The organism is Sphingobium sp. B2D3A, from assembly GCF_025961795.1.
Taxonomy (GTDB): Bacteria; Pseudomonadota; Alphaproteobacteria; order Sphingomonadales; family Sphingomonadaceae; genus Sphingobium.
This window is the reverse complement of record NZ_JAOQOI010000001.1, coordinates 2,675,626-2,697,441: the sequence shown is the minus strand read 5'-3', so window position 1 is coordinate 2,697,441 and position 21,816 is coordinate 2,675,626. Positions and strand designations below refer to the sequence as shown.

Below are 21,816 nucleotides of genomic sequence, written 5' to 3'. Positions count from 1 at the left end.
TATGACTTCGGTACGTCATCATGTCCGATTTGGCGACCCCCAACGATGGTTTAGGATCGCTGCTAAGTTAGGGTGCCTTAATGAGATCCGAGAGGCGCAAAAGGTCAGGAACTCGCTTGACGCCCATCTTTCGCATCAAGCTTAGTCGATGCAGCTTCACAGTCATTTCCGCGATGCCGAGTTCGCCAGCAATCTGCTTGTTGAGAAGCCCTCGCACGACACCGTCCATCACCTCGCGTTCGCGAGGCGTGAGCGTCTCGTACAAAGTCTTGGCCTCGATATTTCCGCGAATCGCTTCACGGTGCTGGCGGGCGCGCTCCATTGCGGCACCGACGGCATCAAGCATATCCTGGTCGCGAAAGGGTTTGCTCAGAAAGTCTACGGCACCGGCTTTCATGGCGCGGACGCTCATCGGAATATCGCCATGTCCGGTCATGAAGATTACCGGGATCTCTGCGCTTCGGGCGCTAAGAGCGGTCTGGAACTCGAATCCGCCAATCTCCGGCATGCGGACGTCCGTCACGACGCAGGTGACGATGTCGGGAAAATCGTCGGCGAGCGCTTCCCTACCGCTGGCGTAGAGCCGCGTTTCGAACCCTACGGAACGAAAGAGGCTGTTCAACGCCGTTCGCACCAAGGGGTCGTCGTCGATAATGATGACCATCGCGCTTGGCTCCGGGGCTGATGCACTACTCATCTCTTGGGGTTCGGTTCGCGCAAATTCAGTGCCGTCCATACAATCTCCCAGGGGAGGCTGGTCTTTATAGGTCGATTGGAAGGTCGCGCTGTTCGCGACCGCGGGAGACCTTAACAATGCCCTACGTAACTGCCAAGGACGGCGCGCAAATCTATTACAAGGACTGGGGCACCGGTCCCGCAATCTTTTTCAGCCACGGCTGGCCGCTCAGCGCCGACATGTGGGAACAGCAGATGATGTTCTTCGGCATGAACGGTTTCCGCGTGCTTGGCCACGATCGTCGCGGCTTCGGTCGTTCCAGCCAGCCGTGGGACGGCTATGACTATGACACCTTCGCCGACGACATCGCTCTGGTCCTCGAGGACGCAGGGGTTGACGAGGTCACGCTCGTCGGCTTCTCGATGGGCGGCGGCGACGTCGCGCGCTACATCTCGAAGTATAACGGCGCGCGCGTAACAAAAGCGTGCCTGACCTCCGCCGTGACGCCCTACTTCATCCAGGCCGATGACAATCCGGAAGGTGCCCCTGCCGAGATCTTCGATGGCATCCGCAAGGGGCTGCTGGCCGACCGTCCGCAGTTCCTCGACGACTTCAATGCGCTGTTCTACGGCACCAACAAGAACCCTGGCGCGGTGTCCGAAGGCGTCTTCAAACAGACGCTTCAGATCGCCCTGACGGGCGGTATCAAAGGCACATACGACTGCGTCGGCGCATTCTCGGAAAGCGATTTCCGGCCGGACATGGCCGCCTTCACAATGCCGACGCTGATCGTCCACGGCGATGCAGACCAGGTGGTGCCGATCGCCCCCACGGGTGCCGCCGCCCACAAGTTGATCCCGCACTCTCAATTCCTCGTTTACGAGGGCGCACCGCATGCGCTGACCTTCACGCACAAGGACCAGTATAACGCCGATCTTCTCGCCTTCCTGCGGAGCTGAGACGCTACCCCCCGCCCGTAGGGCAGCCCGCCCCCAACGCTGCCCTGCTCCGCAAGAGCCCAGGGTCGTGATCCTCAAGGATCGCGGCCCTGGCGCTCTTACAGCGGGAAAGGCGCAGTCCAAATTTACGCCCTAGCGCTCACATGAAGCGTGGTATGGGTCCTGACTGCGGGGTCTGGTCGGGAAGATCGACCTCCACATCATCTACAAAGCACCACCCCCAACCTTCGGGAGGATCGTATCCTTCGATTATGGGATGCCCGCTCCTTTCGTAGTGAGCGCGTGCATGGCGATGCGGGGAGTCATCGCAGCAGCCCACATGGCCACATTCCCGGCATAGCCGCAGATGCACCCACCAGCTTCCGGTTTTAAGGCATTCCTCGCACCCCAAGGCGCTTGGCGTTACAGTACGGACGGTCTCGGCATTCGCATGTCGGCATCCTGACATCGGCGGATCCTTTGGTGCTGGGGGCACTATCCCAAACTGCGGTTCGGGAGTTACAAGCTTGGGTCTAGCGAATGCAGGCGATGACGTAAGTCTTAATCTAGGACAGCGCTTCAAAGAGGTCATGTCTGTCCAAGACGCGCAACAGGCATCCATGACCTAATCGGTGCGGTGTGAGAGCCAGCGTTTGAAGGAGAAGAGACTTGGACGGGACCGGCGGCGCAAAGAGGGATGCAGATGTCCGATGATGGGCATGTGCCCGTCGGGGCGGTCCTCGCGATCGGTCGATGCTGCGATGTCGAACTGGATATCGTGGCCGGGGACCTTTCCACTATCGAGGCGGATCTCGCGATCGTGGGCATTTGTTCGCGCAAGCCGATCGGCGCGGAACTTGCAGACGCAGTCGAAGGCCTTAATCGGGCAATGAATGGGGCGATCGTTCGTCTGCGCACCGATGGCATCTTCACCGGTAAATGGGGCGAAACCCTATTCCTGTCGTCACCGCCGGCACCGATTGCCGCCAAGGGCGTGCTTCTTCTTGGGCTTGGCCCGACGGGCAGAAGCGTTGCCTCACATACGCGCAGAGCGATCCGTTCGGCTGCCAATCAGGCAGCTCGTTTGAGCGGGGCTCACGCGGCATTTGCGCCCGCGCGGCTCGAGACGGGAAGCGCGCGGTTCAACGCTGCTGCAAGCACGCGAGCGATCCTTCGCGGTGTCATTGACGTACTTGCCGCGCAGCCGGGAAAACTCGAGCGGTGGTCGTTCGTCGCACCGCCCGCGGAAGCGGAGGCGCTGGCTGACCAATTTCGCATGGCGTTCGCTTCGGTTTGGGAACAATAGATATCGGCCCATATGATTCGGGCTATGGAAAGCTTGTTGGAATGGCGAAGTCCGATCAGATCCGCGTCATGGTAGTCGACGATCACCCACTACTTCGGGAGGGGGTCTGTGCGGTTATCGAAACTCAGGCGGATCTGGAGATCGTGGCGGAAGCCGAGACCGGCGAACAGGCAATCGACCTCTACGAGAAGCATCGCCCAGATATCGTCCTGATGGATCTCCAGATGCCCGGCATGGGAGGCGTTGCTGCAATCGAAGCCTTGCGTAAAGTCCACCCTACGTCACGCATCATTGTGCTGACGACTTATGCGGGGGATGCGCAGGCGATGCGCGCATTGCGGGCTGGCGCTGTCGGATACTTACTCAAGAGCAGCATGCGCAAAGAGTTGCTGGAGACGATCCGTTCCGTGAATGGCGGTGGCAAGCATCTCTCGGCCGAGATCGCAACCGGGATCGCCCTACACTTGGCGGAAGATGTCCTGTCGGGACGTGAGTCGGAAGTTTTGACGCTCGCGGCCGCTGGAAATTCGAACAAGCAAATCGGCGTTAGACTTGGTCTCTCGGAGGACACGGTCAAGGGGTACATGAAGGTCATCTACTCCAAGCTTGGTGCAGCAGACCGTACGCACGCCGTTACCATCGCGGCTCGGCGGGGTATCATCGAACTCTGACGTCGCGTCTCAGGGTCAACCCCTAACTTTTGGTTGGGGTGGACAGGCCCTTGATGGGAGGTGGCCGCAACCCCTGTTCGATTCATTTCATGGCTAATCCGCTCGATAGTGTCCTCACCATCCACGGCTGGGGGACCACGCTATGTTGCTGAATACGATCGAAAAGCCTGCTGCTTCCGGGCATTCGCTGCCGCCCTATCTCCTGGAACTGCTAGGGCAGGCCCGTCGATCGATTGAGGTCGATCCAGGCTTCACACGCCGCTGCCTCGACGAAGTTTCGACGCTGCTGGGCAGTGCTGACGCGATCGTCATAGAACGGGCACCTGTCGAGCCGGAACCGGCCCCGGCGCCAGCTAAGGTCACAAAGGGCGGCCTTGCACCTTGGCAGCTCAAGCGCATCCGTTCCTATGTCGAGGCGCAGCTCGACGAGACCATCCTGATCGAGGATCTCGCCGTTGTCGCCGAACTCAGCCCCGGCCACTTCTGCCGCGCCTTCAAGGCGAGCACGGGTGAGACGCCGCACGGCTTCATCGTCCGGCAGCGCATTCGTCGGGCGCAACGGCTCATGCTCGATACAAACGATACGTTGAGCCAGATCGCCTGTGCCTGTGGCCTGACCGACCAGGCACATCTCACGAGGCTGTTCCGCCGGATACTGAACGAAACGCCGCTCGCGTGGCGACGCAACTGGCGCACCGCCTGATATCGGCAGCAGGGCGCCAGCCGCGTCCTTCCGCCGTCATTCAGTCAAAAGGCCGGGGCTGTCGCCCCGGCCTTTTCATTATTCGTCCCATGCGAAGATCTGCTGCCGCTGTTCGCCAAGGCCATCGATGCCCAATCGAATGGTGTCGCCGGGCTTAAGAAAGACGGGAGGTGTATGTCCGAGCCCAACACCGGCGGGTGTCCCTGTCACGATCAGGTCACCGGGCTCCAGCGCATAGAATTGCGAGAGATAGCTCACGATCTGGCGGACGCCGAAGACGAGATTGCTGGTGCTTCCGTCCTGGTACCGGTGGCCGTTGACTTCGAGCCAGATGCCAAGTGCCTGCGGATCGTCGAGCTCGTCGCGGGTCACGAGCCATGGGCCCATGGGAGCGAAGCCGGGAAAGCTCTTCCCTTTCGTCCACTGGCCACCGCGCTCCATCTGGAAGGAGCGCTCGGTGAGGTCGTTGAAGAGGCAATAGCCCGCGATATGGTCGTCGGCCTCATCCTCTCTCACATACATTCCGGCCTTGCCGATCACGATGCCAAGCTCGACCTCCCAATCGCCCTTTGCCGCGTCCCGAGGGAGTCGCACCGGGTCGTTGGGGCCGGTCGGGCGACAGCCCTTCATGAAGATCGTCGGCTCGGTCGGAAGTGGCAGGCCGACCTCCGCCGCATGGTCGGTGTAATTAAGCCCGACGCAGATAATCTTGTCGACATTGGCTACACACGCTCCATACCGGCCGCCCTCGCTCTCGATGGCAGGAAGTGTCGTCGGATCGACGTCGCGCAGGCGGTCAAGAAAGCCCCCAGCAAGCGCTTCTGCGGAAAGGTCGGGCGTGATGCTGGTGAGGTCGCGCGCAACGCCGGCATGATCGATCAGCACCGGCACTTCCTGTCCCTTGGGTCCAATGCGTGCAAGTTTCATTGTTTGAGCTCCGTCAGTTTGGTTTAAAAATGGGTCAGAAGACGAGCTCCATCCGCATTGTACTGGTATGGCCTGCATCCCGAGGGGTGCCTGGCACATCGATACGCCAGAGAATGAAATTGCCCATCAGTCTGAGATACTGGGTCAGATACCAGTTGGCACCGAGCGTGATTTCCCGGCCACTGCCAGCGGCGATCAAGCGATCATAATCGAGCCGCTCGTAGCGACCGACCAGCTCGATCGCGCCCGGTCCGCCTTCCAGAACGGAGCCGTCGATCCGCGGACGAATAAAGCTGCCCGATCGTCGATCATAGGGCGCCCGCCCGCCGATGACGGTGTAACCACCAGCGACGCTCCAGGCCGTGACACCGGAATTGGCGCCGTCGCGTATCTTGAACTGCCGGTTCCCGGCTTCCCCCATCAACCAAAACGGCCCAGCAACAGCGCCCAATTCTCCGCCGAAACCTGTCGAAGATCGTGCCTCCAGAAGCGCGCCCGAGGGAACACGAAGCGCTGTGTTCAGACGCCCGCCGATGTCGAGATTGCGCGAAAGGCTGTCGATCCCCGGGTCCAACCGTTCGGCAAAGCCCCACGCTCCCAGATGGAAGAACCGGTTCGCATCGCCGATGCCGTCAAAATGGGCTCGCCCCGAAATCGTCCAACTGTCGTGCCTCGACGAATTGCCATCGAGCGGATCGCCCGTCACCGCCAGCGATGCGTGCCAGTCCTCGCCGGATATCCGGCTCTGAATGCCGACACCATAAAAGCCCGCACGGGGGAGAATAGCGTCAGCGACCAGATTGCGTTGCATGAATGGAACGGCATCGACCGCCGTCGCGCCCTCGACCCCACGGTCGGCAAAGAGGTTTCCGAGCCGCACTTCCTTACGGACACGGTCCACCGGATCGAGCCGCAAAGCGACATAGGCGTTGAGGACTTGCGCGGTGGACTGGGAAAGATCGGCTTCCATCAGATAGGCAAAGTGGTCGCCGACTGTACCATCCGCGCCGATCCGGATCGCGCGCGCACCAGTGGCGGCATAGTTTCGAGCCGCGACATTCGATCCTCCGGTTGTTGAGAAATCGATGAGAAGGCGGCCGCGCGTATGAAATGTGACCTTGCCACCCTCCGTCTTAAAGACAGGTGCTGCGCCCATGCCGGGTGCCGCCTCGGCGGGTGACGTGGTCGCAACGATGGTGGGTGCTGTGGCTCCTGCAACTGCGGGAGACTTGGTTTCCTCGACTGCAGCCAAACGCTTCCTGAGGTCGGCAATTTCCTGGGATTGCTGGCGCACCAGCTCAGCTAAGGCTCGCACATCTACATCCTGCGCGATCGCAGGCGTTGGCGCGCCAAGCACGGCGCCGCCGCCGGTCGCCACCAGCAAGCAGGAGTTGAGAAGACGCGAAGAGGGCCAGGTGGGCATCGGCCGACCATCTCAAATGGCTCGCGAGGCATATTGTCGGAACTACGCGGATCGGGCCGCTTGGCCGGCCGAATATGCGCGTTTTGTCCAAGCCTGCACGCGGACCAGATGCGATCTTTCAGGGAAGCGGAATGCGAGGATGACCGACCACCCGTGTTGGTGAAATATGAGGACGGTGATGCGCCTGTCGATAAAATGGAGGCGGATGGTAGTTCTTGGGCTCGTCGCTTCAGTTGCTGCGATCCTGCTCGCTCTCGCGTTCGCCTGGCGACCGGAAATTCCAAAAGTGGCGCCACCAGCGCCAGCGAGCTTCCCCCAAGGCCTTGTCGCAAAAGGAGCAGTGCTCGCTCGCCTGGGTGACTGCGCGGTCTGTCACACTGCCGATGGCGGCCGGGTGTTCGCCGGTGCACGTCCTCTTGCGACACCATTTGGAACACTGTTCTCGAACAACATCACGCCCGACCCGGATACCGGTATAGGGAACTGGTCGGAGGCGGCCTTTCGACGGGCGATGAAGGAAGGGGTGAGCCGAAGCGGATCTCACCTTTATCCGGCACTGCCGTATGAGCATTTCACGCATGTCAGCGATGATGATCTCTCCGCTCTGTACGCTTTTTTCATGACCCGCCGTCCGGTCCGCCAAACGGCGCCGGCGAACCAATTGATATTTCCCCTTGGGTTTCGTCCGCTACTCGCTGGCTGGAAGCTGCTTTTCCTGCACGAAGGGCCGACAGCCAGCGAGCCGGCAAGGTCGCCGGAGTGGAACCGCGGTGCCTATCTTGCCGAGGGTCTCGGACATTGTGGCGGCTGCCACAGCCCGCGCAATCTTGCCGGAGGAGAGGACCGCGCGCGCGCCTATGCCGGTGGATTGGCAGAGGGGTGGCGTGCCCCAGCGCTCGACGCAAGCAACCCCGCGGCTCGGCGTTGGACCGTTGCTGCTCTTGAACAGTATCTGCGGACCGGCATATCGCCTGAGCATAGTGCGGCTGCTGGGCCGATGGGCCCGGTGGTCGAGAGCCTCTCGCAAGCTCCTGCGGCCGATATTCACGCGATTGCTGTCTATATCGCGTCGTTGATGGGCAACGGCGGAGGTTCGCTCACCACTCAGGCAGTTGATCAACCGGAGCGCGCGGGGAGGCTTTTCCCCAAGGGGGACCAGCTCTTTGCCGGCGCGTGTGTCGGATGTCACGCGCGCGGCGCCCCCATGTTGGCCCAGGGAAGGCCAGCGCTCGGTTTAGCCTCGAGCCTGCGAGACGATGATCCGACAAGCGCTGTGCAGGCTGTCCTAGCCGGAATTCAGCCTCCTGTGGCGCGGCGGGGACCGATGATGCCCTCCTTTGGCAACGGATTGAACGACGGCCAGATCGCGCAGGTTCTCAGCTACGCGCGCGCACGGTTTACGGACCGCGCGCCATGGTCAGATCTTGCCCCAAAGGTCGCAAAATTGCGAAAGGAAGGCGCCCAGCCATGAGTATCATCATCTCGGTCAATGGTGCGCAGCACCGCGTCCAAGCCACCCCCGAAACGCCGTTACTTTATGTCCTGCGAGGCGACCTCGGCCTTAATGGTGCCAAATATGGTTGTGGGCTCGGGCAGTGTGGGGCCTGCACCGTTCACATTGACGGGAAGGCGGCCTTTTCCTGCATCACCCCGGTGGCAGCGGTCGAGGGGCGAGAGGTTAGAACCGTCGAAGGTCTTGCTCCCCACGGTGAGATGAATGTGCTGCAACGCGCTTTCGTCGCCGAGCAGGCGGCCCAATGTGGATATTGCATCGCAGGCATGATCATGCGCGCGCAGGCTTTGCTCGACAAAGTCCCGCGGCCGGATGACGAACAAATTCGGCGCCACATGCAACCAAACCTCTGCCGGTGCGGAACGCATATGCGGATCATCCGTGCGATCAAGCGCGCCTCCGACACGCCGCAGCGGAGCCTCGCATGAACCTTCCAGCTCTCACACGCCGGGATATGTTGGCCGGCAGCGGATTTCTCGTGGCGTTCTCATTCGGTGCCAGAGCGCTCGGCCAACTCGCGGGCGGTGGGGAAGGGGGCGCGGCTTCAGCGGTCAAGCGCCCTGATCTTCCGGGCAGTCTCAAATCAACGCCCGAACTGGACTCGTGGATCCACATCGGTCCCAACGGTCAGGCAACCGTCTTTTCCGGCAAGGTGGAACTTGGCCAGGGGATCAGAACGGCGCTGCTGCAGGTCGCCTCCGAAGAGCTCGACCTTCCCCCGGGCAGGGTCACCTTCATCACCGCAGACACCGACCGTACGCCTGATGAGGGGCTGACCGCCGGGAGCCACTCGATGCAGGATGGTGGCACCGCGCTGGCGAACGCAGGCGCCAACGTCAGGATGCTGCTCGAAAGGACGGCGGCAAAGGCTTGGGATATCCCGGTCGAACAAGTCAGCACCGACGGCTTGGGGAATGTGATAGCGGCTGGCGGACGGAAGATGAGTTACGCGGCGCTTGCGAGCAGGATTTCATTGCATGTCGAGGCTGTCCCCAATGCCCCGCGCCGCGATCCTGCCAGATATCGAACCATGGGGCGCAATCTTCCCCGAGTGGATATTCCCGCCAAGCTCGTGGGTGGGGAGGCCTATGTTCAAGATATGCGTCTCCCGGGAATGCTCCACGCACGCGTGATCCGCGGGCCGAGCTACGGAACGCGGTTGGTGAGGCCCAAGCTCGACGAAGCGCGCCGGATGCCCGGCGTCGTGAGCGTCTATCAGAACGGGGACTTTGCTGCCGTTATAGCCGAAGGTGAATGGCAGGCCGTGCGTGCGATGCGAGCGGCGCAAGCTGCCGACTATGTGCGAACTCTTCCGCATCTGCCCGTCGATGACGGCCCCCGCCGTCTTCAGAACCTTCCTCACCGCGAGATACAAGTTCTGAACACGCGCGACCCGGCGCCTGCGGTTGTGCATCGCTCACAGGGAGTCTTCAGCCGCCCTTGGTATGTGCATGGCTCGATAGGTCCGTCTTGCGCGGTAGCGCACTTCAAGGACGGCGTGCTCACAATCTGGTCTCATAGTCAGGGTGTGTTCGACATGCACCGCGCGACAGCGGAGCTGGTCGGGCTTCCTCCTGAAAAGGTCAGGGTGATCCATTCACCAGGCTCTGGCTGTTATGGCCAGAATGGCGCGGATGACGTGACCGGCGAGGCGGGCCTGCTCGCCGTTTCGTTGCCGGGGCGTCCCATCCGGCTGCAATGGATGCGGGAGCAGGAGTTCGGCTGGGAACCCTGTGGATGCGGCATGGTCACGAAGGTCGATGCTGGCGTGGGGGCGGATGGCAGGATTGCCTATTGGAATTACGAGGTCTGGAGCAATTCGCACAACATGCGCCCGGTAAAGGCAGGCGGCTACGCGGTAGCACAGCAAATTGTCCCCGGCTTCGCGCCTCAAGTCCCCAAGCCGATACCGATGCCAGAAGGCGACGGCGACCGGAATGCCAATCCGCTCTACAGCTTCAGGAACATGGACGTTCGCTACCATTTCGTGTCCGAAATGCCGGTTCGTGTCTCGGCGTTGCGGTCTCTGGGAGCGCACCTCAATATCTTCACGATTGAGAGCACACTCGACGATCTCGCGCGGTCGATCCGGGAAGATCCATTGGCATTTCGGCTGGCGCACATGGAAGATGAGCGCGCCCGCGACGTCATGATCCATGCAGCCGAAAAATTCGGATGGAGCAGGAGGACTAGGAGCGACGGCCGACGGGGCTGCGGAATGGCCTTTGGCCGATACAAGAATATCGGCGCCTACTGTGCGCTTGCGATGGAAATCGAAGTTGAGCGCGAGACCGGCGCCGTCAAAGTGCGTCGTGTCGTCGCAGCGGTCGATGCCGGCCAGCCAGCCAATCCCGATGGTTTGAAGAACCAGGTCGAGGGTGGGATCATCCAATCACTGAGCTGGGCGATGTTCGAGGAGCTCACCTACGATGAAAGCAAACGCACGAGCTTCGATTGGGGGACTTATCCGATCGGCCGGTTCGCGGATGTTCCCGACGAGGTGGAGGTTCATATCATGTCACGGCCAGGAACGCCTTTCCTGGGCGCCGGCGAAACTTCACAGGGCCCGACCTCGGCCGCGCTTGCCAACGCTATCGCCGACGCGACCGGTGTTCGCCTGCGCGACATGCCACTTACTCCTGAAAAGCTGAAGGCTGCGATCGGTGTTACCGGATGAAAGTCTCGCCTGGTCCGTTACCTATGGGCGAGATGTGCTTCCAGAGCCGCGATGAAGAGGCGTGTCTTGGCCGGCACGAGGCGCGACGTCGGATGGACGGCCCAGATGTCGAGGGGATCGGCGGCGCCGTCTTCAAGCATCACCTCGACCAATCGGCCAGCGGCGATATCGTCTTTGGTGCTCCAGCCCGACAGCATCGCGATGCCGGATCCCCCGAGGCATGCTTCCCGCAAAGCCTCGGGAGAACTCGACGAGAAGCGGCCCTTAACCCGTCGCCGCTGTTGCTTGCCCTCAGACGTCACGAATGTCCAAAACTGGCTGCCAGTCGTTGTCAGGCACTCATGGTCGGCCAATTCCGCGATCGCTTTTGGAGCGGCCCGCCCCATCAGATATCTGGGCGAGACGTAAAGGCCACGGGGATTGGGCGCGAGCTTTCGCGCGATCAGGTTGCTGTCACGCAGATGCGCGATGCGGATGGCAAGGTCGATGCCCTGGTCGACAATATCGACGATGCCATCGGCCAGAAGCAGATCGACCTGAGCCTCCGGGTTCGCCTCCAGAAAAGTCGATACGAACGGCGCTACGACCTTGAGACCGAAGGGGACCGACGTCGTCACGCGCAAGAGCCCAGATGCCCCGGCCTTCGATGGACGGATCGAGGCGCGTGCGTCCAGCTCGTCTTCGAGCATGGCCTGGGCGTGCGGTAGGAAGGATTCGCCTTCGGGCGTCAAGGACAGGGCGCGGGTCGTACGATGTACCAGGCGGGTTTCGAGTTCGGCTTCGAGCGCCGCCAGTCGCCGCGACGCCGCCATGGGAGCAATTCCCAGACGACGTGAGGCGCCGGCTAGGCTGTGCGCCCGAACTGCCTCGACGAACACAGCGACGTCCATCAGATCCATTATATCTGTTCCGAATATACAAGACGATCAAATCGAGCATCTAATAACAGTCTTGCAGATAATCTACCTCGGCGGCTTCAATCACAGGGAGTTTTTTCATGTCGCAGGGATTTTCAGTCGATCCGCTCTTCGAGCCGCTGACGATCGGCAATATCGAGCTTGGACACCGGGCCGTGATGGCACCGCTCACGCGGATGCGCTCGCGGCAGCCCGGCGACGTGCCGCAGCCCATGAACGCGCTCTATTATGAGCAGCGGGCTAGCGCGGGCGGTCTCATCGTCACCGAGGCGACCGACATTTGCGAACAGGCTCGCGGCTATCCAGGCGTTCCTGGGATTTATAGCGACGAGCAGATTGCGGGCTGGCGCGCCGTGACCGAGGCCGTGCATGCGAAGGGCGGGAGGATCATCCTGCAGATCTGGCATACGGGTCGCATTTCCCATCCCTCGATGCAGCCGGAAGGTGCGCTACCCGTCGCGCCCTCAGCTGTCCTGCCTAAGGGCCTTACCCATATCGATTCTGCCGGAGCGACCGCAGAGCTCGTCATTCCCAAGGCCCTGCAGCGCGATGAGATCGAAAGCATCGTAGCGACCTTTCGGCAAGCCGTGATGAACGCGCGCGCTGCCGGGTTCGACGGTGTGGAAATTCATTCGGCCAATGGATATCTGATCGACCAGTTCCTGCAGGATACGAGCAACCTGCGGACGGATGACTATGGTGGGCCGATCGCAAATCGTGCCCGGTTTCTGCTTGAGGTCGTCGATGCCGCTGTTGCGGCATGGGCACCTGGAAACATCGGCGTGCGGCTTTCGCCCTGGGGCAATTTCAATGGAATGGTCGATAGCGATCCGGCCGCTCTCTACGCCCATGTCGGCGCCGAGCTCGGCAAACGCGGCCTCGCCTACATCCATGTCGTTGAACCGCGCGCCGATCAAAACAGCGACACCAACGCCATCGACCCTAACGCACCCGACGCCGGCGTCCTTTTGAAGCGGGCCTTTGGCGGGACGATCATCTCGGCTGGAGGCTATGTAGCGACAACCGCACGCACCGCGCTGCGGGAGGGCCGCGCTGATGCAATCGCCTTCGGGCGCCTTTTCATTGCGAACCCCGACCTGCCCCGTCGCTTGGCGGAAGGGCTGCCGATGAATCGCTACGATCGCACAAGCTTCTACGGCGGAAGTGAGCGCGGTTACATCGACTATCCAACCTATGAACCCGAGCGGCTCGCCGCAGGAGGTGCAGCATGACAACAGTGACGCAGGCAGAACGCAGCGTGACCACGGCAAAGTCTACCGGGATCGGCGGAGGCCTCAAATTCGCAATGGCGGTGGCCGCAGGTGTTGCGGTCGCCAACATTTACTACAATCAGCCCATGCTCGCGGTTATGGAACGCGAGCTCGCGGGCACCGCGACCGGCCTGATCCCGACCGCGACGCAGTTCGGCTACGCGGCAGGGTTGTTCCTGCTCGTTCCGCTCGGTGATCTTGTCGAGCGCAAGCGGTTGATCGTGCTGCAGTTCGCCGTTCTTGCCGTCGCCCTCGTCGCAGCGGCGCTGGCACCCAATGTGTGGCTGCTTCTGCTGGCATCGCTCCTGCTGGGTGTCGCGGCGACCGTCGCGCAGCAGATTGTGCCATTTGCGGCGCATCTCTCCTCACCGGAGAAGCGGGGCGCCACTGTGGGCATGGTGATGTCTGGCGTCTTGTGCGGCATCCTGTTGAGCCGGACCCTTGCTGGCTTCGTCGCGACGCATGCGGGCTGGCGAGAAATGTTCTGGCTTGGAGTGCCTATGGCGCTCGGTGCGGGGGCGCTGATGCTGGTCAAGCTGCCACGCAGCCAGCCTGATAGCGAGATGAGCTACCTCAACCTGCTTGCCTCGCTCCGTCATCTCTGGACCGAATTTTCCGAGCTTCGCATTGCTGCGGTGACGCAAGCGTTGTTGTTCGGTGCGTTCACCGCCTTCTGGACCATCCTTGCGTTTCACCTTCAGGAGCCGCCCTTTGGGCTCGGCGCTGATGTTGCCGGCTTGTTCGGCGTCGTTGGCGCGGTGGGTATCCTCGCGGCGCCGATTGCCGGTCGCTTCGCCGATAAGCGGGGGCCCCGGGGCGTGATCGCGCTGGGTGCGCTGTTGACCCTGGTCTCTTGGGTGATCTTCGGGCTGTGGCTGAGCCTTGCTGGGCTTGTCGTAGGCGTTATCGTTCTCGATTTCGCGGTCCAAAGCGCACTCGTGTCCAATCAGCATGTCGTCTTTGCGCTCCGGCCCGAAGCCCGTGCGCGGTTGAACACAATCTTCATGGGCGCGATGTTCCTTGGCGGCGCCGGTGGCTCTGCTGCGGCGACGGCCGTCTGGGGCCTGGGCGGGTGGCAGTACGTGTCTCTGCTGGGTATCGGTCTCTCCCTTGTGGCCGTAGCGCTTCAGGCGCGCAGCCTCCTCCATCGGCGCTGAGGGTGCGGATCGCTATCGCGGGCGGATCAGTCGGCGGTCTGTTCGCGGCCGCTCTCCTTACCAAGGACGGGCATGACGTGACCGTCTTCGAAAGGTCGGCATCCGGGCTTGCAGGTCGTGGTGCCGGCCTCGTCGCCCAGGACGACGTCTTCAAGCTCCTTGGCCTCCTGGGGCGCGCCGATATAGGCGTCACCGGCGTCACGGCGAAGGCGCGGATCACCCTCGATCGTACTGGTGCGATCCAACACCATGATCCGCACCCTCAGACACAGATCTCTTGGGACGCGCTCTATCAGGCGGTCCGCTCGCAGGTACTCGACACCCGCTACCTGCTTGATCAGGCAATCACAGGCGCTGGCACGACGCGGGATATGGCCTGGATCGAACTGGCGGATGGCGAGTGTGTGGAAGCCGACCTTATCATCGGCGCCGACGGTATCGGGTCGCGCGTGCGCCAGTCGCTGATCTACGCATCGGCGGTCATGCCGCGCTATGCGGGTTACGTGGCCTGGCGCTTCTTGTTGCCTGAAGATCGACTGCCCGACATCGCGTCGGCAACGCTCGCGGATCAGTTCGCCTTCTACCACATGGAGGGCAGCCAGACCTTGGGGTACTTGGTGCCGGGGCCATTTGGCGAAACGGCTCCCGGGCGCCGGCGCTATAATTGTGTCTGGTATCGCCGCGTCGAGAACCTCGAGGAATGTCTGACAGACAAACGGGGAAGGACGCATCCGCATTCCCTTCCGCCCGGTGCCGTCTCGGAGGAGCGCCGCGAGCGCCTGGTTGCTGATGCGAAAGCGCTTCTTCCGCCTGCCTTTGCGGCGGTCGTTGCTGCCGAGCGCGAACCTTTCGTTCAAGCGATCTTCGACCTCGAGACACCGCAGATGGTTGAGGGGCGTATCGCGTTGCTCGGAGATGCCGCTTTCGTGGCGCGCCCCCATACCGCGATGGGTGTCGCCAAGGCGGCAGGCGATGCGATGGCCTTGCAGGCATTGCTCGATCACACGCCAATCGATCGCGCGCTTTCCTGCTACGAGCGTGACCGCCTGAGGGTCGGGCAGTCGATCGTCGACTATGGCCGCAGGCTTGGCGCGACGCTGTCGCGGGTCTGACGTCCGGCACGCGGCGTTGCGCCTTTATACCGCGAACTCTTGCCGCACGGAACTGCAAGCCTTCATCCGTTTCGACAAGAGGGGGGCAGCGAGAGTCGGTAGTCTGAAAGGCAGATAGCAGTTACGTGGAGCAGCAAATTATGGATGGACTTTCGCAGCCGGCACCGACCGTCGTTCTCGTTCATGGTGCCTGGGCAGACGGCTCGAGCTGGAGCCGGGTGATCCCGTTTCTGCTTGCCGAACAAATCCCCGTTGTCGCGGTCCAGAACCCGACGACCTCGCTCGCCGACGATGTGGCGGCAACCAAACGGGCAATCGACGCGATCGACGGCCCGATCGTTCTGGTCGGCCATAGCTGGGGCGGTGCCGTCATCACCGAGGCCGGCAACGATCCGAAGGTGAAGTCCATGGTGTTCGTTGCCGCCTTCGCGCCCAAGGCCGGCGAAACTGTGGGCGAGCAGGTCGGCCGCCACGAGGCACCGCCCGCACTCAGCCACATCGACAATGATGGCGCCGGTTTCCTCAAGCTGAAGGTCGAAGGCTGGATTTCCGACGTCGCGCAGGATTTGCCGGAGATCGAGGCGCGAACTCTCGCCGTTGTTCAGCCGCCGCTCGCCGCGAGCACCTTCGGCGACAAGATCACCGAGGCGGCATGGGAAACCCGCCCGACCTTCTACATCGTCTCGACCGAGGATCGCATCGTCAGCGTCGCGCTCGAGCGCGAGCTCGCTGCCGCCATGAAGGCAAAGACGGTCGAGCTGAAGGCCGGACACCTCAGCCTTCTCTCGAAGCCGGAAGAAGTCGCCGACGTCATCCTCGAAGCGGTTGCTGCGACGGTCGTGAACGCCTGAAAAGACGTGACGCTGCCCGCTTTCCCGATATCAGGAGCGGGCGGCAAACCGTCGGAGTTCCCTCAGAGCGATGCGTAAATCTGTTGGACAATATCTTGGTGTGAGCGTGCAGGTCGCCGCCTGGGACGGCGTTGCGGCGACTGTCGATCTGTCGTGCGCCTGTATGTTCACGCGTGAGGCGCGGGGCGAGCAGCCCGTCGGCGGTCTTGCGCATCTCGATGCGGCTCTGGACGGCGGGCTCACAAGATCGAGGGAAAGTCGCGTTTTCCGGGCGACGCGGGGCGAAGTCTTGCTGATCGACAGCCCTCCGCCCATCGTGGAAGCTGCCGCAGTGCTGGTCATCGGGTTGGGTGATCCTGGCGACTGGTCGACAGACATCATGGCGGATGCCGTCTCCACGGCTTTTGCGACAGCCGTGGTGAAGCGGGCGACCAGTGTCGCCTTCGCGCCCAGCATGCTGGATGGTGGCCTGTCCGGAGCTCAGACCTCGGGTGCTGCTGAGAAGATGATGCAAGGCCTCAAGCAGGCGATCGCCAAGCAATGCTGGCTGCATGATGAGGGCCTGGCTGCCGAAAGCTCCGTGCGTGAATGGGTGTTTGATGTCGGCGCCGAGCGGTTTGAGGCCGCTGAGGTGACGTTTGGCGAGGCGTTGAAGGCCGACGAGCCAGCGTAGGCGCCCATAGCGCAACGCAACCCATGGGTCTGGCTCGACGCTAATGCTGGTTCCTTTGAGCGCGACGGATGCACTGCGGACCCAGACCAAAGTCGTCACGAAAGGAAATACTACGGTTGTTAACATTTGCTGGAGAGAGCGCGCACGAAATTGGCGTCCTTTCGTGCGATCATGGGAACGACACCGCTGTTTGACGGCCGGCAGACTAAGACACGCCGATCAATCCAATCTGGTGGTTTGAAGTAACGAAGTCGTTTCGCATTCGCTTTCACTTGAGATAGCCTGCGGTGCGGCGAAATCGCAGCGAATCGGAAGCTGTGCGCGGTCGCCGACTTGGGGGCGGGGCATGGCGGTCTACAAGATACTCACGCGCGATGGTGTTGCTGATCCGGGACAGGAGCAGATGCTGCTCGATATCGCCGGCGAACTGCAGAAGCCCGGTGCTAGGCTCCTCCTTCACCTCCATGGTGGGCTGGTCGATGAGGCCTCAGGCCTGTCGGGCGCGACCCGCTTGTCTGGAGGCGGTCCCAATAGCTGGCAGCTCCCCGCCGAGAACCCGGCGTGGACAGAGCTCTATGTCATCTGGCGCACGGGTGCCTTCGAGACGATCAAGACGAATTGGACGGATCTCGTCCACGACGATCGTCTGTATCAGACGGTCCTCAAGAAGCTCATCGGGTTTGTAGCCCGCAAGCTCGGGGTGCCGGCGATCGCGGCGCGCGGCCCAGGGTCCCTCGCGATCGACGAGGATGAAATCCTTCGCCGGGTGAAGGGGCACGGCGATACCGCCCGGCCATTCGTTGAGATCGACGAGCTCATGGCGCCTACTCAGCCAGTAGGGGCGCGGGCGACCTTAATGGGCGAACAGACCAACGGCGATCTGGCGATGGAGTTTGAAGGAGAGCTCGCCGAGGATCCAGATTTCCAACAATCAGCAGCGGATATCGACGAAGCCATCAATGTGCCGAGCGGAGCCCGGGCACCTTCGGTGGGCGCTGACATGGGCGAAGGCGCCAAGATGCTCGACCGCCTCGATACCGGCATCCAGGCAAAGCTTGCGCCGCCTGTTGCCGTTGCAGGCGCGCCACGTGGGATCGTATCGGCGGGCGTATTTCTGCTTTCGCATGCCGGCCAGATTGCGATCCGCTGCTTCAAGCGGTTCAAGAGCGGTCGCGATCACGGCCTTCATGCCACGATCGTCGAAGAGGTCTGTCGCGAACTGTACGGCGATCTTGTGGGTGCCAAGGTCTGGGGCATGATGGTGCAGGATGCGGCCGACCATTTCGGATCCGGCAAGCTGGGAAGTGCGCTCGTCGATATCGTGAAGGCTCACCCCCCGCAGGACTTCGTGATCACCGGCCATAGCGCAGGATCGATCTGGGCCTCACGTTTCCTTCTTGCGGCCAAAGCGGCCGGTGTCACGAAGCCTGTCCGGCTCTTCCTTCTCGCGCCTGCGGTTCGCCAAGACCTCTTCGCCGATATGATCAGTAAGGCGGGTGATCTGATCGAGCGATGCCGCATGATCACGATGACGGACGAACTTGAGCGTCGCGACGCGGTGCTGGGTCATGACAAGGGCTACATCTACCCCAGTTCCTTGCTGTACGTCGTCTCGGGCATGTTCGAGGAGATGAATGCCAAAGCCTATCCCGACGCGCCGATCCTCGGTATGCAGCGCTTTGCGACCGTCTCCGGCTTCGACCCTCAGGAACAGAGTACGGCCAAGGCCATCGCAGCCTTCTTTCAGGCGCCGGACCACGGGATCATCTCTTCGCCGACGGCGGGCGTCTCGGTCGCCGATGCCCATGGAGATTTCGACAATGAGCCGCTGACCTTGGCGACGGCTCGGGCGCTTTTCTAGGCGGCGCGCCATGCAGACATGGGCGATCGTCGTCGGGATCAACGTCTACCCGGATCAGGCCAAGCAGAACCCGCTGCATGGCGCGGTCGCAGACGCATGCGACTTTGCCGACTGGGCGCTTGACCCAAATGGGGGGAACGTGCGGCCCGATCGCCTGTACTTCTGGACCTATCCCTGGCCTGCCAACCCGACGGGACGGCTGCAGGCGTATCTTCAGGGTCAGCCGCCGCTCTGGGACCATGCAGAGGAGGGCTCGGCGCTGCCAAACCATGCGCGACCTCCAAAGGCCTTCGAGATTACGACGACGATCGAGGCCGTCGGACGCTCCGAGCGCGGCCGAGCGAAAGAGGACAGCGATACCGAGACCCGCCGCGTCTACGTCTTCCTCGCTGGCCACGGCATCAGGGCGAAGACCGGCGATCGCACGGACGAGACGTGCTACCTGGCAGGCGACTTCCGCCCCGTGAACTCGAACCTCGCCGGCGGGCTGGTGCCGTGCGACAGTTTCAGGAGGGCACTACTGAATGGCCGGTACGACGAAGCGATCGTCTTTACCGACTGCTGCCGCTCGCAGACCGCCAGGCTGACCCTGCAGGCCCAACAGGTCTCGGACTATAGCGGCGTTCCCACCGAGCCCTTCAGCCTCGCGTTTGCGGCTCAGGACAATATGCTTGCCTATGAGACGACTACGGAACCAGTGCGAGGTGCCTTCTCGAGCGCGTTGATGCGCGGCCTGCGAACCCACCGGGTTGCTGCGACGGGCGAACTCCACGCAGCCCCGCTGCGCCAATATGTCATCGACAATATCAAGGACTTTACCGCCAGCGGGCAGGTGCCGAACATGTCGTTCCAGCCTGACCCCGATGGACCTCTCATCGTTGCCGGCGGATTGGGCCCGGCTGTTCCGCCACCACCCGGTCGCACTGTCGACGTTTCGGCGCTGGCCGCCGGGACTCAACTGATCCTCAAAGGTGGGGACAACCAGCCGGTTGCCGGGATACCGCCGCTCCTTATCACCGGGGCCACCCTCAAGCTTCCTGCGCTCGTTCCGGGTCTCTACCTGCTGGAGGTCGCTGACGACAGCACGCGCTACGTGATGTTCAAGCATCCGAGCATGGAGGCCATCCGTGTCGCCTGAGAGCTCGAGCGCACAGCAGGCTCACCTCTCTTTGGTCGCGAGACCCGGGATTGCTATCAGGTTGCTCGACGGAGCGCTCAGCGAGATCGACCGAGGAACCGCGGAGCTTTCGGCCACACTCCCGCTCGGCCTGTACCTGGTGGAATGGAGTTCTGCGGGTCAGCAGACACAGTCGATGGTCCGCCTCGATGGGAAAGAGCAGAGCGTCCAAGTCCATTTCGATCCGAGCGGCGACAACGCATCCGCTTCATCGACTCCCGCCACCGCCGACAGGTTGGCGCTGCTCGATGCCGTGAACGGCTCCATCAGGCCTTCCGAGCGCGCTTACGAATCCTCGATCGTCCTCATTGTCTCTGCCGATGCTGACGCCAAGGACTACGTGCTGGACTTGGAGCTACGGCTCTACGATCGCGAAGATGTCGCCATGCGGGCAAACCGTGACGATGCTCCCAATCTGGAGCTCGGTACGGGTGAGCGGGCCCTTTGCTACCGGGTCCGACCCGGCCGCTATCATATCGGCTACAGGTCGATAGGCGGCGAGCAGCTTGGACAAAGCGTTCCGGCTCTCGCGGGACGCCAGACCCTGGTTTTCCTGACGGTATCGCGCACGAAACTGATCTCCGCAGAGGGAGACGAGTTCCACGAAGAGGAAAGCGCCGGCATCGACCCGTCTCGTACGACGATCGTCACGGTGCGCGGGGACGAGAAGGACTATCGTGTCCGGGAGAGGGTGCGGCTTGCCGGCCTCATGCTGTTCGATCTTACGAACGCCACGAACTCGCTGACGAACGATGTGGTCGAGGTGCTTGATGACCCCAAGACGGATCCGCTCCTTCGTCTCTATGGCGCATTGGTTGCGGTGTCTGCCTTCGAGCGTGCATCGGCTCTGCCCGTCAGCGATGATCGGCGCGACACAGCCCTGATCCGGCTCGACGAAGCCTGGATGGCGCGGCTTCGAAAATGGATCGCTGACCCAGCCCAGCCCGGCCTGCCTACCGACGCGCTTGCGGCTATCTGGCGCGCGCAGCGAGTGGGCTCGGACACGTTCGATGTGAGAGCCTGGTCCAAGCTTCCGTCCCGGATCGAAGCGCCGCCGATGCTCGAATGCAGCTGGCGCTGGGCGATCGAGGAAAGCATCACACGGCCGGACGCGGTTCGCGGTACAGCGGTGATGGCCGCGACCGCACGATCGTCCGGTGGGAACCTGCCATGGTTGTGCTGGGAAATTGCTGCCGCGAAAGCCCGGTTCGTGCCGGCAAATGCCAGAGCGGATGATCTGGCGGCGCTCGTCCTGCAGGTTGCGGACAAGGTCGCGGCGCTCGTCGAGCCGGATGCTCTGTCGCGTACGCTCGCCAACGGACTTGATGCTCTGAGCCCAGACCTCAAGGCGACCGCGTTGCGTGCGATGCAGCTGGTCGCGCCTGAGACGAAGGAGGTTTCGGTAGAGGCGATTTCCGATCTGGCCGTCGCGCTTGGACTCCCCTCCCGCCTTCTTCAAAAGCGCCTAGTGCGGACAAGCGCAGCACTCGATACCGCAGGAATAGCTCTCGCTTCGACGAAGGAAGACGCCAGCGGCCGTGAGGTGTCGAAAGCGCCTGTTGTCGAGGCGCCCGGGCTTTCGCGTCGGATCCAGTTCCCCAAGGACCTCCAGAAGGGACGCTTTGGCGGAAAGGCTGCCAAGCGAGGCTTCACAGTTACGGCAACGTTTGAGGAGACGACCTCGAAAAACTGGTTGAAGGTGCATTTTGTTGTCGAGGGACCCGGCCGGGATGGGGACGAGGTGCAGTTCCACCGGCATGACAGCTTCCGGCCTCAGATGGTCAAGAAGAAGCTCAGATCGAAGGTGGCTCGCATGACCGTCACTGTCTGGGGCGGGTTCACGCTTGGGGTCTGGATACCCGCCCATGGTATCGAGCTTGAACTTGACCTCGCCGAGATGAGAGGCGCACCGCACATCATCCGCGAAAGGTGATGTCTGGAGATCGCGCGGCGGGGGATCGGT

Annotated in this window: 20 protein-coding genes; 15 read left to right on the top strand and 5 right to left on the bottom strand. The window is 62.2% G+C overall.

The window, feature by feature from the left end; translation table 11 throughout:
* Window positions 1–67: 67 nt before the first annotated feature.
* Window positions 68–664, bottom strand: coding sequence for a response regulator transcription factor (locus M2337_RS12530; protein ID WP_264588602.1), 597 nt, complete (start codon window positions 662–664; stop codon window positions 68–70).
* Window positions 665–813: 149 nt separating this feature from the next.
* Here M2337_RS12530 and M2337_RS12525 point away from each other — a divergent pair, with 149 nt between their 5' ends.
* Entirely contained in the window at window positions 814–1,635 is an 822-nt protein-coding gene (locus M2337_RS12525; RefSeq protein ID WP_264570515.1) for an alpha/beta fold hydrolase, read from the top strand.
* Window positions 1,636–1,774: 139 nt separating this feature from the next.
* Here the strand turns inward: M2337_RS12525 and M2337_RS12520 are convergent, their stop codons facing one another.
* Window positions 1,775–2,083: a UBP-type zinc finger domain-containing protein gene (locus M2337_RS12520; RefSeq protein WP_264570514.1), complete on the bottom strand. Its 309-nt coding sequence runs from the start codon at window positions 2,081–2,083 to the stop codon at window positions 1,775–1,777.
* Window positions 2,084–2,317: 234 nt separating this feature from the next.
* Here M2337_RS12520 and M2337_RS12515 point away from each other — a divergent pair, with 234 nt between their 5' ends.
* The 3 genes from M2337_RS12515 to M2337_RS12505 all read left to right on the top strand — a co-directional run bounded on the left by M2337_RS12515 (window position 2,318) and on the right by M2337_RS12505 (window position 4,294).
* Window positions 2,318–2,920: a M17 family peptidase N-terminal domain-containing protein gene (locus tag M2337_RS12515; RefSeq protein WP_264570513.1), complete on the top strand. Its 603-nt coding sequence runs from the start codon at window positions 2,318–2,320 to the stop codon at window positions 2,918–2,920.
* Between the two features lie 41 nt (window positions 2,921–2,961).
* Window positions 2,962–3,591: a response regulator transcription factor gene (locus tag M2337_RS12510; protein ID WP_264570512.1), complete on the top strand. Its 630-nt coding sequence runs from the start codon at window positions 2,962–2,964 to the stop codon at window positions 3,589–3,591.
* Between the two features lie 142 nt (window positions 3,592–3,733).
* On the top strand, window positions 3,734–4,294 hold the full coding sequence (locus M2337_RS12505) for a helix-turn-helix domain-containing protein (protein WP_264570511.1): 561 nt from the start codon (window positions 3,734–3,736) through the stop codon (window positions 4,292–4,294).
* Between the two features lie 78 nt (window positions 4,295–4,372).
* Here M2337_RS12505 and M2337_RS12500 read toward each other — a convergent pair whose 3' ends face one another.
* Window positions 4,373–5,221, bottom strand: a complete 849-nt coding sequence (locus M2337_RS12500; protein WP_264570510.1) for a fumarylacetoacetate hydrolase family protein — start codon at window positions 5,219–5,221, stop codon at window positions 4,373–4,375.
* 34 nt (window positions 5,222–5,255) lie between these two features.
* On the bottom strand, window positions 5,256–6,644 hold the full coding sequence (locus M2337_RS12495; protein ID WP_264570509.1) for an OprO/OprP family phosphate-selective porin: 1,389 nt from the start codon (window positions 6,642–6,644) through the stop codon (window positions 5,256–5,258).
* A gap of 205 nt (window positions 6,645–6,849) precedes the next feature.
* On the opposite strand from M2337_RS12495, the gene M2337_RS12490 reads away from it, so the two are divergent.
* The 3 genes from M2337_RS12490 to M2337_RS12480 are packed head-to-tail and all read left to right on the top strand — an operon-like array spanning window position 6,850 to window position 10,834.
* Window positions 6,850–8,115, top strand: coding sequence for a c-type cytochrome (locus M2337_RS12490; protein WP_264570508.1), 1,266 nt, complete (start codon window positions 6,850–6,852; stop codon window positions 8,113–8,115).
* A complete protein-coding gene (locus M2337_RS12485; protein WP_264570507.1) occupies window positions 8,112–8,585 on the top strand; it encodes a (2Fe-2S)-binding protein in 474 nt (157 codons plus the stop codon). The genes M2337_RS12490 and M2337_RS12485 overlap by 4 nt, the downstream gene beginning before the upstream one ends.
* Window positions 8,582–10,834 (top strand): xanthine dehydrogenase family protein molybdopterin-binding subunit, encoded by a 2,253-nt coding sequence (locus tag M2337_RS12480; RefSeq protein ID WP_264570506.1) that lies wholly within the window; start codon window positions 8,582–8,584, stop codon window positions 10,832–10,834. Before M2337_RS12485 ends, M2337_RS12480 begins: the two co-directional genes overlap by 4 nt.
* A gap of 17 nt (window positions 10,835–10,851) precedes the next feature.
* Here the strand turns inward: M2337_RS12480 and M2337_RS12475 are convergent, their stop codons facing one another.
* Window positions 10,852–11,733: a LysR family transcriptional regulator gene (locus M2337_RS12475; protein ID WP_264570505.1), complete on the bottom strand. Its 882-nt coding sequence runs from the start codon at window positions 11,731–11,733 to the stop codon at window positions 10,852–10,854.
* A gap of 98 nt (window positions 11,734–11,831) precedes the next feature.
* Here M2337_RS12475 and M2337_RS12470 point away from each other — a divergent pair, with 98 nt between their 5' ends.
* The 8 genes from M2337_RS12470 to M2337_RS12435 all read left to right on the top strand — a co-directional run bounded on the left by M2337_RS12470 (window position 11,832) and on the right by M2337_RS12435 (window position 21,786).
* Window positions 11,832–12,983: an alkene reductase gene (locus M2337_RS12470; RefSeq protein WP_264570504.1), complete on the top strand. Its 1,152-nt coding sequence runs from the start codon at window positions 11,832–11,834 to the stop codon at window positions 12,981–12,983.
* A 74-nt stretch (window positions 12,984–13,057) separates the two neighbouring features.
* Window positions 13,058–14,179, top strand: a complete 1,122-nt coding sequence (locus tag M2337_RS12465; RefSeq protein WP_264570503.1) for an MFS transporter — start codon at window positions 13,058–13,060, stop codon at window positions 14,177–14,179.
* 2 nt (window positions 14,180–14,181) lie between these two features.
* On the top strand, window positions 14,182–15,291 hold the full coding sequence (locus tag M2337_RS12460; RefSeq protein ID WP_264570502.1) for an FAD-dependent monooxygenase: 1,110 nt from the start codon (window positions 14,182–14,184) through the stop codon (window positions 15,289–15,291).
* 140 nt (window positions 15,292–15,431) lie between these two features.
* Window positions 15,432–16,142, top strand: a complete 711-nt coding sequence (locus M2337_RS12455) for an alpha/beta fold hydrolase (protein ID WP_264570501.1) — start codon at window positions 15,432–15,434, stop codon at window positions 16,140–16,142.
* Window positions 16,143–16,212: 70 nt separating this feature from the next.
* The gene (locus tag M2337_RS12450) at window positions 16,213–16,815 is read left to right on the top strand and encodes a M17 family peptidase N-terminal domain-containing protein (protein ID WP_264570500.1); all 603 of its coding nucleotides are present in this window, start codon (window positions 16,213–16,215) and stop codon (window positions 16,813–16,815) included.
* A 346-nt stretch (window positions 16,816–17,161) separates the two neighbouring features.
* Window positions 17,162–18,676 (top strand): hypothetical protein, encoded by a 1,515-nt coding sequence (locus tag M2337_RS12445; RefSeq protein ID WP_264570499.1) that lies wholly within the window; start codon window positions 17,162–17,164, stop codon window positions 18,674–18,676.
* 10 nt (window positions 18,677–18,686) lie between these two features.
* Window positions 18,687–19,814, top strand: a complete 1,128-nt coding sequence (locus M2337_RS12440; protein ID WP_264570498.1) for a caspase family protein — start codon at window positions 18,687–18,689, stop codon at window positions 19,812–19,814.
* Complete coding sequence (locus tag M2337_RS12435; RefSeq protein WP_264570497.1) at window positions 19,804–21,786, top strand: pYEATS domain-containing protein; 1,983 nt, start codon at window positions 19,804–19,806, stop codon at window positions 21,784–21,786. Before M2337_RS12440 ends, M2337_RS12435 begins: the two co-directional genes overlap by 11 nt.
* Window positions 21,787–21,816: the final 30 nt, after the last annotated feature.